The 13,469-nt window shown below is 44.0% G+C and carries 9 protein-coding genes; 5 read left to right on the plus strand and 4 right to left on the minus strand.

Features of this window, described 5'->3' with window-relative positions; all coding sequences use genetic code 11:
* Positions 1-6 precede the first annotated feature (6 nt).
* From B3X18_RS11480 to B3X18_RS11490, 3 genes are all read left to right on the plus strand, one after another.
* Complete coding sequence (locus tag B3X18_RS11480) at positions 7-1,140, plus strand: CaiB/BaiF CoA transferase family protein (RefSeq protein ID WP_005024835.1); 1,134 nt, start codon at positions 7-9, stop codon at positions 1,138-1,140.
* A 149-nt stretch (positions 1,141-1,289) separates the two neighbouring features.
* Positions 1,290-2,933, plus strand: a complete 1,644-nt coding sequence (locus B3X18_RS11485) for a nitrite/sulfite reductase (protein ID WP_005024837.1) — start codon at positions 1,290-1,292, stop codon at positions 2,931-2,933.
* Entirely contained in the window at positions 2,926-3,417 is a 492-nt protein-coding gene (locus tag B3X18_RS11490; RefSeq protein ID WP_034671163.1) for a DUF934 domain-containing protein, read from the plus strand. The genes B3X18_RS11485 and B3X18_RS11490 overlap by 8 nt, the downstream gene beginning before the upstream one ends.
* A gap of 61 nt (positions 3,418-3,478) precedes the next feature.
* Here the strand turns inward: B3X18_RS11490 and B3X18_RS11495 are convergent, their stop codons facing one another.
* The 3 genes from B3X18_RS11495 to yccS all read right to left on the minus strand — a co-directional run bounded on the left by B3X18_RS11495 (position 3,479) and on the right by yccS (position 9,075).
* On the minus strand, positions 3,479-6,088 hold the full coding sequence (locus B3X18_RS11495) for a PepSY domain-containing protein (protein ID WP_034680289.1): 2,610 nt from the start codon (positions 6,086-6,088) through the stop codon (positions 3,479-3,481).
* A gap of 168 nt (positions 6,089-6,256) precedes the next feature.
* Positions 6,257-6,817: a hypothetical protein gene (locus B3X18_RS11500; protein ID WP_005016053.1), complete on the minus strand. Its 561-nt coding sequence runs from the start codon at positions 6,815-6,817 to the stop codon at positions 6,257-6,259.
* An 86-nt stretch (positions 6,818-6,903) separates the two neighbouring features.
* A complete protein-coding gene (gene yccS, locus B3X18_RS11505; protein WP_034671159.1) occupies positions 6,904-9,075 on the minus strand; it encodes a YccS family putative transporter in 2,172 nt (723 codons plus the stop codon).
* Between the two features lie 138 nt (positions 9,076-9,213).
* On the opposite strand from yccS, the gene B3X18_RS11510 reads away from it, so the two are divergent.
* Positions 9,214-10,422, plus strand: a complete 1,209-nt coding sequence (locus B3X18_RS11510) for a multidrug effflux MFS transporter (RefSeq protein WP_026444220.1) — start codon at positions 9,214-9,216, stop codon at positions 10,420-10,422.
* 44 nt (positions 10,423-10,466) lie between these two features.
* Here the strand turns inward: B3X18_RS11510 and B3X18_RS11515 are convergent, their stop codons facing one another.
* Positions 10,467-11,171 (minus strand): nitroreductase, encoded by a 705-nt coding sequence (locus B3X18_RS11515; RefSeq protein ID WP_005406950.1) that lies wholly within the window; start codon positions 11,169-11,171, stop codon positions 10,467-10,469.
* A gap of 387 nt (positions 11,172-11,558) precedes the next feature.
* Here B3X18_RS11515 and B3X18_RS11520 point away from each other — a divergent pair, with 387 nt between their 5' ends.
* Positions 11,559-12,914 (plus strand): DcaP family trimeric outer membrane transporter, encoded by a 1,356-nt coding sequence (locus B3X18_RS11520; protein ID WP_286935613.1) that lies wholly within the window; start codon positions 11,559-11,561, stop codon positions 12,912-12,914.
* The last annotated feature ends 555 nt before the right edge of the window (positions 12,915-13,469 follow it).

The following is a 13,469-nucleotide window of genomic DNA, read 5'->3' on the forward strand; positions in this document are numbered from 1 at the left end:
ACAATAATGACTACCCCTTTAAATGGACTGAAGGTACTGGATTTCTCGACTTTATTGCCTGGACCTTTTGCCAGTTTGTATCTGGCCGATCTCGGTGCAGAAGTTATTCATGTCGAGTCTGCAACTCGCCCCGACTTGATCAGGCTTTTACCGCCTTATGCTAATGGACAGGCAACTGCACACAGTTATTTAAACCGTAATAAACAGTCAGTAACTCTGGATTTGAAAGATAAGACCAGTATTGAACTGATCAGGCAAAAAATAAGTGAATTCGATATTGTAGTGGAGCAGTTCCGGCCAGGCGTAATGAAACGTTTAGGCTTAGACTATGCTGTACTGGCCGAACTTAATCCGCGACTGATTTATTGTTCAATCACTGGCTATGGTCAAGATGGTCCTTATAGGGACCGGGCAGGACATGATATTAACTACCTTGCTGTTGCTGGTATCGCAGGCCATAGCGGACGAGAAAAAGATGGTCCACCCCCTCTGGGCATTCAGGTGGCAGATATTGCAGGAGGCTCACTCCATGCAGTCATCGGTATTCTCACCGCAGTGATCGAGCGTCAGCAAAGCGGTCTCGGACAATATATTGATATTTCCATGACAGACTGTGTAGCGACTTTAAACAGTATGGCTGCTTCCGCTGCTCTGGCCGGGAAAACTCCGCAGATGCCAGAACAGGAACACTTAAATGGCGGCACATATTATGACTATTACCAGACTAAAGATGGCCGTTATCTATCTGTCGGCAGTCTGGAACCGCAGTTTATGCAAGGTCTGGCCCAAGTCTTGGATCTTCCTGTTCTGCTGGAAAAAGGTACTTCTTTTGATAGTGATGACCGAAAACAAGTCAAACAGGCTATTCAAGCCAAAATCTTAACGAGAACCTGGGCAGAGTGGAGTAATACTTTTGCAGCACTGGATATTTGTGTCGAACCGGTGCTGAGGCTGGATGAGGCCCTAAATTCTCCTTTAGCACAAGCCCGTAAATGGATTGTTCAAGTGCCTGTAGCAGCAGACCTGAAAAAAACCGAACCGCAGCTGGCTTGTCCTATCAAGTTCTCCCGATCACAAGCACGCTATACATTTAGCGGTCAGAGCCTAGGAGAGGGAAACTGGCCTGAATCGTCTCAGTAAATTGCACAGGAACAGGTAGAATAACAGCTGATCATCGTGTTTTGGCTCTTTATCAATAAAACCGCTATTAAATATGTAAAAAACGCATTTTGTTGATGAACCAAAGCTCGTTATGCTATCAGCCGTTATAATGAATCTAGCCGTACGCCATGTATTTATATACTGATTTCGATCAACAGCTGGTCAATGAACGCGTTGCACAGTTCCGTGATCAAACAGAACGCTATTTAGCCGGTAAACTTACCGAGGATGAATACCGTCCACTGCGCCTCCAGAATGGTCTATATGTACAACGTTACGCACCTATGCTGCGTATGGCAGTACCTTATGGCCTGATGAATTCCAAGCAGTTAAGAAAAATTGCTGAAATTTCAAAAAAATATGACCGTGGTTATGCGCATGTTTCTACCCGTCAGAACATCCAGCTGAACTGGCCGGCACTTGAAGATGTGCCTGACATTCTGGCTGAACTGGCAACAGTACAGATGCATGCAATCCAGACTTCGGGTAACTGTATCCGTAATACGACGACTGACCAGTATGCCGGTGTGGTTGCAGGCGAGATTGCTGATCCGCGACCAACTTGCGAGCTGATCCGCCAGTGGAGTACATTTCACCCGGAATTTGCTTTCTTGCCGCGTAAATTCAAGATTGCTGTTTCAGCACTTGCAGAAGTTGACCGCGCTGCGACTGCGTTTCACGATATTGGTGTTTATATCGTACGTAATGCACAGGGCGAGCTGGGTTATAAAATTATGGTAGGTGGCGGTCTGGGCCGTACTCCTATCATTGGCAGTGTAATCCGTGAATTCCTGCCACGTGAAGACCTAATTGCGTATCTGGAAGCAGTATTACGTGTCTATAACCTGCATGGACGCCGTGACAATAAATATAAAGCACGGATCAAGATTCTGGTTAAAGCCCTGACACCACAAGTATTTGCAGAGAAAGTCGAAGCCGAATTTGCACATACTCGTGAAAGTCTGAAAATTCAGCCAGAAGTTCTTAAAAAGCTGGATGAAGAATTCACACCATTTGATTACCAGAATCTGGCTGATGAAGACTTTACTGAACTGTTTGAAGCTCATCCTAAATTCAAGCACTGGTTTAATATCAATACCCATGCTCATAAAGTGCAGGGTTACCGTATTGTAACCATTTCGCTCAAGCGTGCTGGTGTGGCGCCTGGTGATATGACTACGGAAGAGATGAATCTGATTGCTGACCTGGCAGACCGTTATACATTTGGTGAACTGCGTACTACGCACGAGCAGAATATTGCGCTGGTCGATGTGCCGCAAAGAGACCTGTTTGAATTATGGCAGACTCTTGATGCACAGAACCTGGCACGTGCACATATCGGATTCCTGACAGATATTATCTGCTGTCCGGGCGGAGATTTCTGTTCACTGGCAAATGCCAAGTCTATTCCGATTGCTGAAGCGATTACCCGCCGTTTTGAAGACCTGGATACGCTGTATAATCTGGGTCAGCTTGATCTGAATATTTCAGGCTGTATGAATGCCTGTGGTCATCACCATGTCGGTAACATCGGTATTTTAGGGGTAGACAAAAAAGGCGCTGAGTTTTACCAGATTACACTCGGTGGTAATGCTGACCATGACGCTTCTATTGGCGATATTCTCGGGCCTTCATTTGCAGCTGAAGTGGTACCAGATATTATTGAAGAAATCTTAAATACATATCTGGATTTGCGTACAGACAATGAAAAATTCATTGATACTTACCGCCGCGTAGGAATTCAGACCTTTAAGGAGCGTGCATATGCTTAATACAGCATTACCTGTACTTTATAAAGATGGCACGATTGCGGATAATACCTATCAGCTGATTGGTGAAGATGGTCAGTTACCTACGGGAGATGTCCTACTGACTACAGCACAGCTGGAGCAGCTGGCACAAGTACAAGGTAAAAAGGCACTTTATTTGACAGTCAATGACTCACCAGAAGATCACCAGTTTCCGTTAAATGCACTGGATGCCATCTTTATTGAGTTTGCCGGTTTTAATGATGGCCGTGGTTATTCCTTTGCAGCGTTACTGCGTCGTCAGGGCTTTCAAGGTGAACTACGTGCAGTAGGTGATATTTTTAAGGACGTTTTGAACTATATGAAACGTTCCGGCTTTGACAGTTTCGTGGTTAAGGAAGGTAAAGATGTTGAGGAAGCTGCGGCTGGTCTGCAAGACTTTACTCATCCTTATCAGGCCTCGACGGGCGTAGGACAGGCAAATTATCAGACGGGCCTTTTCCGTTAATTTCAAAACTTGTAAATAAAAACCGGGCTATATGCCCGGTTTTTTACATCTAGTCTAAAGTTTAATAAACATCACGGCGATAGCGGCCATTTTGGCGAAGATCATCCACACAGCATTCACCCAAAATATCGATCAGGGCCTGATCTACATCGCTTGCCATTCCGTTAATACTGCCGCAGACATAAATTACTGCGCCACGTTCAATCCAGCTTTTTAGCTCTTCGCTATGTTCACGTAAAATATGGTGTACATAAATACGCTGCTCCTGATCACGTGAAAAGGCCAGATCCAGACGTTGCAACATACCTGTAGTTTGCCACGCTTCTAGGGTAGACTGATAGAAGTAGTCACAGTTGCGTTGGCGCTCACCAAAAATCAGCCAGTTTTGCGTATAGTCTTGGCGTACACGGCTGTGCAGCAGGCTCATCAGTCCTGCGATACCTGTTCCATTACCAATACAGATAATTGGACGATTATCATCGATCAGATGGAAAGATTCATTGGTACGAATGCGTAGTGCCACCGGTGAGTGTAAGGGTACATGCTTGGTCAGCCAGCCTGACCCCAAACCAAGACCATCTGCTCCTTCACACTGACGTACCACCAGACGCAAAACCTGCTGTGAAGGTATACTGGCAATCGAATACTCGCGTGAAGGCAGGGCAGGTAACTGTTCCAGTAACTGATCAACGCTATTAAAGACTTCAACCGTTCCGGTCAGGTCACGATCCCATAAAGCCTCTGCAAGGCTCATATTTATTGAATTTACTTGCGTATTGCCATCCAGCTGATGCTGGTTCAGAAAGTCTTGAATACGTGCTTGGCTATTGCCCGGCTGTATCTCGGCAATATCGCCCGCCTGCCAGATTACATCATGCTTGGCTTTCAGCTCGACATTATAGGCCGGACGACCCAAGCTGCCCGGATTAAGCAGCTCGCGCTTATCCAGTATCCACTGGTCAAATACTTTTTCAATATTCATGTTGCTTAAATCAAGCCGGGTAGCCCGAGCCAGGGCCTGATTCCAACGCTGAATATCTTCATTACTGCCATTATTAACTTCAATAACATCAAATAGGGGATGAGCACCAGAGCGTTTTAACCAGTGATTCACTTCATGCCCAAAGCTGCAATAACTATCAGGATATTCCTGTGAACCCAAGGCCAGAACAGCATAGTTCAAGTGGCTTAAATCCAGATCACTCTTCATTAGCTTTTTAACAAAACCAGTAGCCAGATCTGGAGCTTCACCAGTACCGTAGGTACTCACTACAAATAGTACATGCTCTACCTGTTTAAGGTCAGTCTCATATAGCTGCTGTACCGGTTTGACAGTAACCGGTTGTCGGGCTTCCTGTAAGCTGGTTGCAGTACGCCACGCCAGCTGTTCAGACATACCAGTTTGAGTAGCATAGGTAATCAGCCAGGATTTTGCATCCGGATCAATAGAATGAGCAGTACTGCTGTTACGTGCAGCTTGGGTCAGTTTTTTCTGCTTGCGGCGTTTTAAATACAGCATCCAGCCTGTAACAAAGAAGAGTGGCATGGCCAGTGCTGCCAGCATAACCAAAAACTGATAAACCGGTCCAAAGAAACTGCCCCGGTGCACAGGTAACATGCTGCTCATGATTTTTTCATTCAGCTTTTTATCTTCATAAAGCTCAAGATTTTCAAGTTGAGATGTCCGATAATCGAAGACTGCTTTATTGCGGGCGCGCTCATGTTGAGGCACAGCATCTGTAAAGGACAGCTCAATTTTACCATCCGGTTTTTTAGGTAATGTCAGGGTCAGACTTGAATATTCACGTTCAATTTGTGCATTAAAGCCTGTCCAGGCTTGAGTCAGTGCCAATTGAACCTGTTCGGGAGGAAGGCCCTGACCACGCTTACGATCAGCTTCACGGTCACCTGTCTGCTGTCCACCGCTTCTACCGGTAGACGCTTGCAATTCTTTTTCTTGCCCTCGTGGCTGGTTACCTCCCTGTAAAGCAGGCTGTTCACGTTCTACACCCAGTACCTTAAACATACCATTACGCCACCACTCATATGACCAGAATAAGCCGGTACAGGCCAAAATCAGATAGAAGATCACTACCCAAGTCCCAACTACGGCATGCAAATCCCAGATAAAGTTGCGTCCCTTTAAGCGGGGTTTAATGAAAAACCACTGACGCCATGAATGTTTTTTGGGCCAGCGCAAATAGAGTCCGCTTAGCACAAAGAAAATCAGCATTAATGTACAGGCACCGGTAATCTGTTTGCCGACCGGGCCTACTGTTAGATTACGGTGCAGCTGCTGAATAAACTGGAAAAACTTGCGTCCTTGAATTTCAGGTAGAACTTCTGCGGTATAGGGGTTTACCATCATGTTATAACCGCGGCGCTCTCCTTTTTTCTCGATATTGACTGTAGAAGAAGCAGCTGGATCAGTGTCGACTGTAATACTGTTAATTTTAAGTTCAGGCGACTGCTGATGGAAATGTTGATACAGCTCGGCAGGTGTCAGCTTGTCACGTTGTTCGGCCTGAACTACATAACTGTCCTGATTAATCCATTTTAAGATTTGCTGTTCATAGGAGTAAATTGCTCCCGTTACTCCCATAATCGAGAGAATCAGCCCCGCAGTAATCCCCAGAAACCAGTGAACTTGGAAAAATGTTTTTTTAAACATGTGCGTAGTGGAATTATCATGTGCCAAGAATGGCACCGATTATAAACAAAAATTAAGTAGATAAAATGGATTTTGCGATTAATAGACATTCTCATTATCATTTATTTTAAGTAATTTATAAAAAACCTCCATAAGCAGGAGGTTTTTTAACTCTGAATTTTAAAATACTCAGATGGTTTTAGGTTCACCCACCGCTTCTTTGAGATGCTTGCGAATAACGGCAAAAGAGAAATTCTTGCTGTCCATACGCTTTGGCAGGATATATGCACCTGGCTGATCTTTTACTTTAAAATTCATCAGAATAAAGTCCGGCGCATCATACCATTCATAAACATCTTTCCAGCCGATGGTTCCTACACCTTCCTGCATACCCATTTTCTGGCGCATAACAATGCCATGTGGCTGAACGCCCAAACGAATTCCCTTGATTTCCTGAACCGGAAATTCAGTCATTTTGCGCTTAACATACCACTCCAGACCATATTTGCGTACCAGCAGGTAAAGCGCTACACCAACCAGAGCTACCCAGCAGAAAATGGTTGAGTAGTTTTTAAGAAAGATAATACCCAAAATAGCCAGAACGGCAATTACGCCCATAATGGCCCAGGCTTTCATACCGATCTTGTTGGTACTACGCCAGATCAGCAACTGAACCTGACGCTGTTCGGCTTCTGAAACTTCGTAATTGACCGGCTGTAAAGTATAGCTATAAGTATTTTTCGCGTTCATAGTGCAAATAATGAATGGTAAACTCTTCAAAGTTTAGCATTAATTCTGCCCGTTCAGGGAGTATATTGTGCCAATTTAAGACTGAATTACAAGGAAGCCAATTCGGTCGCAGCATTATCCTGCTCATTGCTAAGGCTTTGCTTGAGCGTACTGAGCTGTTGCAAAATACTGAGCATTAGTGAAAGTTGTTGCAGAATAATCAGAGACTTTTGATCTTCTTCATGATCTTGTCTGAGACGTTCGCGTGTTGCAATAAGTATATTCTGGGCACTCAGGTCTGGTGTCTCATCACGTAACAGGGCGCCGCGTATGTCATCTAGAGCCTGATCTAGCAGTTTAAGAATCTCTTGGTCTTTTACCTGTTCCCGATGAGCACCTAATGCCGCGATGTAACTTAAAAAGGTATGACTCAGACATAAAAATTCGAATGCCCGACTTTTCTGTAACGGATCAAAATCGGGTTCAGTTGCCAGGGTAGAAATGAGAGATGCCATTTCAGCATCGGTATTGTGCGCGCTACGGCGAACAATCCGATAGGTTAAACCATTGTTACGGCCCTCATGATATTGCTGAACGACTTCATTTAAATAGTCGCACTGTGCACTGAGTGCTCGCTGAATACTGCGTGGCAATCGGCGAAATTTCCAGTCAGGCCAGATAAAGCTGACACCGAACCATGCCAGCGCGCAGCCGATTAGGGTATCTATCATACGCGGTAAGGCGGCAGTAAATCCCATTCCGTCCAAGTTGAAGTTGATAAGGGCTAAAATGGTAATGAATGCAGTAGCTTGGGCATATTGTTTACTGCGCAGCTCAAAAAACAGAACGCCGCTTAATACCAGTAAACAAAGCTGGCCTTCTATTGAAGGTACAAAATATAAAATGGCATATCCAATAATAATACCGACCAGTGTACCTACAATACGCAAACGTAAGCGGCGCTTGGTAGCATTAAAGTTGGGCTGGCTTACAAACAGGGCGGTGAGCAAAATCCAGTAACCATATTGAATATTGGTGAGCTGTACGAACACATACCCTATAAACAGTACAATTGATAAACGCACAGCATGGCGAAACAGGACAGATTCTGGTGTCAGATGCTGTTTGATACGAATTACAATATCATCCCAGCCTTTTAAATCATCATCTTTAAGCTGGTTTTCAAGGTATCTGCTTCTTTCAACTACATAACGTTCAGTTTCAACATTGCGCAGCTGGGCATCAATCGATTTCAGGTTGCGATACAAGGCAAACAGTGCATTTACCCATACCTGATCATAATACTGTTCGTCCCGCAGCTTCTCTAATGAAATACGCAGATTTTCAAATGCATGCTTAAAGCGGCGGTTATGCTGGTACGTCGTCCGCTTTAAAATACTTTCACCCAAGTCTTTACAGGCCTTGCCCTGAATAGTGAGAATGCGCTGAAAACGAAACAAGATGTCACTATGTTCAAAGATTTTTGCCAGTTTCTGATAGTCAATATGAGCTGAGTCAACCCGCTCATGAATATCTTGGGCCGCAAAATAATAGTGCAGACTGCGACGGGTATCACGTTGACCCCGGTCACCTTTTAATCGGGTGAGCAGGGCAGTTTTCATTTCATTGAAAATACCCACAAGCTTGCCGTTTTCAAGTGACAGGTCAATCATACTTTGCTGATAGCTGTCGGGTGTCATATCAACATCAAACAGGGCAGATTTGGCAAACAGGAAATCACCCAGTGCCGAATAGCATTGGGAAAGTTTATCCTGTACCTGACGTACTGGAAATAGCAGGAAACTGATGGTGGAAATCACTCCATACCAGACTGCGCCTGCGACCAAGAGCAAAGGCTGGCTATACCAGTGATCAAACAGGTGTACTCCCAACATTGAGTAAACTGAAATAACCAGACAGCCATATGAAATAGTGGCATAACGCCGGCCCAGAGAACCGAGCAATATCCAGCCAATACAGGAAATGATCAGCCCAATTGCAAACAGGACTGGATAGGGAAACAGAAACTGGATAGAAGCAGCCGTGATAAAGAATCCGATATAGGTATAGACCAGATTCATAATCCTGACTGAAAAACGGTCATCAATATCACTTAGTGCAGCCGCGACTACACCCAAAGTTAAAGGAATGGTCGCCAGTTGCTGACCCAGCAGATAAGGCACAAATGCGGTTGCAGTAAAGGCAATAATCATGCGCACGTTATACATGAAGGACGTATTGTACGTGGCCTGCTGAACACGGGTAAGCCAAGCTTTCAATCGACACCTTTTTAAGAACAGGTTGTATAAAAATTATTCAAAGACACTGCATAATGTGAAACTTCACGAATCACTATGACAAATCATACTATGGAGCGTGTAAGCTTGTCTTTAATCTTATAAATTCATCAATCATCTATGGACCTATCCAAGGATAATAGTCGTTCGCACTACAGCTTACCGTGGCTGATGCTGCTGGCCTCGCTGACTGCTTTAGGCCCGCTTTCGATCGACATGTATCTGCCGGCTTTACCCGGCATGGCAGAGGAATTTGGCGTCAGTACACAAATGGTGGCCAATACCTTGCCAGCCTATTTCTTGGGACTTGCTGTCGGGCAGCTGATTTATGGTCCGGTCAGTGACCGTATTGGACGGAAAAAACCTCTCTATTTTGGTTTGCTTCTGTACGTCGTGGCCAGTCTGCTATGTGCATTCGCTACCAGTGAATGGAGCCTGATTTTCAGCCGAATATTACAGGCTCTAGGCGGATGTGTGGGTGTTGTGATTGCCCGTGCTGCAATCCGTGACCGGCTAGATGTTCAAGCTTCTGCACAAGCTTTTGCCAGTATGATGATTGTGATGGGAATCGCGCCTGTTATGGCACCGGCCTTAGGCGCCTGGCTCCTCATCTATTTTGAATGGCATGCTATTTTCGTTGCCTTAGCTCTGATTGGGGTAATTTGCTGTATTTGTGTCGCCTTATTTTTTAAGGAAACTCTGCAACCTGAACGTCGTTTAAAGTTAAGTGCGAGACAGGTGCTCAGTTTATATAAAACAATTTTTCAGGATAAAAGTTTCCGTGGTCCGATGGTGATTGGCTGTTTTACTGGCGCAGTGCTGTTTTGCTATATCAGTTCAGCTGCGTCCGTCCTGATTGATCAATATCATCTAAGTCAGCAGCATTTTGCCTATGCTTTCGGATTTAATGCCGTAGGGATTACCCTATTTTCATCCATTAATAAACGCTTGGCCCGAAATATGTCGATCATACAGCGTTTAAAGCTTGGTGGAATTCTCCAGTTAATGGGTGTTTTTATTCTGCTTGGTGCAGGACTGTATGACGATACTGCACTTGCTATTGTGATGTCAGGTCTGTTTCTGGCTGTCTCGGGTATTGGTTTTACCGGACCAAATGCAATGGCCTTGGCGATGGCCGAGCAGGGCAGTCGCGCCGGTACAGCCAGCGCAATCATGGGGAGTATGCAATTTGCCTGTGGCCTGCTTGGCGGATTAATCCTGAATTTTCTGTTCTGGAGCCCCCTGCTAAATATGGCACTGGTAATGCTGTTCTTTATCGTAATTGGTGTGGCCAGTATATTTAAAAGCAGAAACTCTCTAGCTCTTTAAGGATTAAAGTTAAAGGCATCTATATATAAAAGATCTCTTGTGGTTTAATCCAGAAAAACTGCAAAATTTTCTACCGGTTCGCGTGGAGTAATAAACGTATTAACCAGTGCTTCTGGGTCGGCGTAGCCTAGCGCAACTGCGCAAACCAGTTCTTCATCTTCCGCAGCGCCCAGAATTTCTAAAACCAGAGGGTGAAAATGATTCCAGGCAGCTTGCGGGCAAGTATCTAAACCGCGAGCTTTAGCGGCAACCATCACATTCTGAATCATCATGGAAATATCCATCTTCGACCCGATTCCCATAATTTTATTAACGGTAAAAAACAGGCCAACTGGTGCATCGAACAGTTTGAAATTACGTAACTGCTGCTCAGCCATTTTTTCTTTTTCTCCTTTTTGAATGCCTAGCAAACCATATAGTCCCCAGCCATTCTCACGACGCCGGTCAATAAAAGGGGAAATCCAGGTAGAGGGATAATAGGCAAAAGTTTCTTTATATTGTGCTGCCAGTTCTGGATGTTGACTGCTTTCAATCTGGGCCTGACATACGGCTTCAACTAGAGCATCACGCTTTTGGCCATAAACAACATATACTTTCCAAGGCTGAGTGTTGGTACCGGAAGGTGCATGGCTGGCTACTGAAAGAATATCCCGAATCAGTTTTGGGTCTACTGGAGTGGATAAAAATGCGCGGACTGAATGACGGGAAGTGATGGCTTCATCGACATGGCGAACTTGCTCAGGGTTCATAAAAATACCGGGTTCAGGCTGATTTATAGTTACTTCTACTATATACAATAGTCTTATAAATAAAATAATAGCTTTATATACCGGTTTATAACCTTAAGAATAATAAGGTATTTGTGTTTTATATCACAAAAAACGATCATAAATTTAAAAATAGACGTTAAAACTGATTTTAATAACAAAGAGAACTTGTTACATTAGCCCTAAGTAATACACATTATGTTACTAACAACGGAATTTTAGCGTTTTTATTTTAATTTTTGTAAGCATTTAAGTGCAGTATTTTTTAAAAGAGTTTGGCAGTACTTAAGGAATAGCATAATTGAACTTGCAGACTGACCTGGCCAACCTTGCACGGATGCGGACATAATAATATTTCTGGAGATTAGGATGAGCAAAGTATCTAGCCGAAAAGCTTTTCTGCCACAGGGACTCGCGGTTGCAGTTGCTGCACTGATGATGAACTCGGCACATGCCATGACAGAACAACAAGAACTTCAACAGCTTCGTGCTGAGGTTAAAGAACTCAAGGCATTGATTCACCAGCATTTACCTCAAGCTTCCAATCAGGGGCAAAATACTGTAGCACGTTCTCCAGCACTGCAAGCTACACCTCAAGTAGTCCCTTTTTCTCAGCAGTCTGGTAATAATGCCAGCCCGCCGGCACCTGCTACGCCTGCAACCGGTTTAACAGCCCGCACAGCAAATGGTGCGGAAGTTAAGCTTTACGGTTTTGTCCGTGGTGATGCAGCTTATCAGTTTGAAGGTGGAAGAGGGATCTTTAACCGCATTAATACAGTAACTCTGGACAATGCGCCAGATAAGGAAGCCACTGAAGATCGGTTTGATGCAACTGCGACTACTACACGTGTCGGAGTGGATTTTAAAACTCCAATCCAGGGTGCAGATATTGGGGGTAAAGTTGAAGTCGATTTCCGTGGTGGAAGCAGCAATGACACAGTACGTATTCGTCATGCCTACCTGACTTATAATGACTGGCTGTTTGGTCAGACTACTTCATCATTCCTTTCTTCTGAAACCACACCAGAAATGCTCGACTTTAATGCACCGCTGGGTATCGGAACCTACCGTACTCCGATGGTGCGTTATAGCCATACTCTAGATGCTAATACCCGGTACTTCCTGGGTCTGGAAAAAGGTAATGATGATAACCGTCTGCCAGCAGCTACTGCTAAAATTAACCATAAATTTGCTGATGGTGCAGGCGTAGTAACTGGTCGTGCGCTGTTACAGGAAGTGCGCGCGAGAGCTTTAAATAGCACAACAAATCAACCAGCGCCTTATTTCGATGAAACAGAATTAGGCTGGGGTCTGGCAGTGGGTGCCAACTTTAAACCAACTGACCAATTAACCTTAAATGCTGATTATTCTCATGTTAAGGGTGATGACAAGTTCCTGCTTTACACAGAAAACCGTTATACCCCTGAGGGCGATGGTATTGAGCTGAATGAATTTAATGCTGTGTCTTTAGGCGCAACCTACAAGTTCACACCGCAGTGGCGTAGTACCTTGGGCTACGGCGCAATATTCTATGATGACGCCAAAGCAACGGCAGCCAATAAAGAACCAAATGAAAAACTGCAGCAAGGCTGGTTAAACGTAATGTTTAATCCGGTTAAACCAATCACTTTTGGTGCTGAATATGTCTATGGTGAGCGTGAAACTACAACTGGTGTAAAAGGTAAAGATAATCGCATTGGCATGATGGCTAAATACGATTTCTAAATCATTGTAAATAAAATAAAAACTGAGGCACATGCCTCAGTTTTTTTATATTCAAATAAGAATTTTTCTTATATTTTCGACTAATTCCAATAAAAATGAAGTAAAAAGGTCAGACTAAGGTCGTAGATAAATTTGCAATCCCCCCAAGACATCCCTTAAAAAAAACTGCATAATCAGCAAATTTTTTAATCTGTACACCCAAGATAATTTAACTTCCATCGAGTCAACTTCTAGGTAGTATTCTATAGAAGAACTCATTCAACAGTTTGGAGCTTATAATGAGTTTATCTCTCAGTATTAAGCCTGTTCAGCAGTTTCAACATGTATTTACCCATACATTAAAGTTGCTGTGTTTTGCATCCCGGATGGGGGTCCAAATGCAAAGGCCATGTTTCTTCAATATAAGACAAGATGTAATACAGTCGAGTTTTGATACTTTCCGTTCTTAGATAGAACAGTTCATGTATCCTTAACTTAAAGACGCGATACATTCTTGTGATTACAGCATACTTTAATTTATTTGAAGTAAAGTTGCCTATAGATTATAAAATCGGC

The sequence above is a fragment of the Acinetobacter sp. UBA6571 genome (assembly GCF_002434085.1).
GTDB classification, from domain to species: Bacteria; Pseudomonadota; Gammaproteobacteria; order Pseudomonadales; family Moraxellaceae; genus Acinetobacter; species Acinetobacter radioresistens.

Excerpts from the sequence above, each read along its gene's own strand:
- B3X18_RS11480 (WP_005024835.1), top strand. The coding sequence starts at position 7 with ATGACTACCCCTTTAAATGGACTGAAGGTACTGGATTTCTCGACTTTA.
- B3X18_RS11485 (WP_005024837.1), top strand. The coding sequence starts at position 1,290 with ATGTATTTATATACTGATTTCGATCAACAGCTGGTCAATGAACGCGTT.
- B3X18_RS11490 (WP_034671163.1), top strand. The coding sequence starts at position 2,926 with ATGCTTAATACAGCATTACCTGTACTTTATAAAGATGGCACGATTGCG.
- B3X18_RS11495 (WP_034680289.1), bottom strand. The coding sequence starts at position 6,088 with ATGTTTAAAAAAACATTTTTCCAAGTTCACTGGTTTCTGGGGATTACT.
- B3X18_RS11500 (WP_005016053.1), bottom strand. The coding sequence starts at position 6,817 with ATGAACGCGAAAAATACTTATAGCTATACTTTACAGCCGGTCAATTAC.
- B3X18_RS11510 (WP_026444220.1), top strand. The coding sequence starts at position 9,214 with ATGGACCTATCCAAGGATAATAGTCGTTCGCACTACAGCTTACCGTGG.
- B3X18_RS11515 (WP_005406950.1), bottom strand. The coding sequence starts at position 11,171 with ATGAACCCTGAGCAAGTTCGCCATGTCGATGAAGCCATCACTTCCCGT.
- B3X18_RS11520 (WP_286935613.1), top strand. The coding sequence starts at position 11,559 with ATGAGCAAAGTATCTAGCCGAAAAGCTTTTCTGCCACAGGGACTCGCG.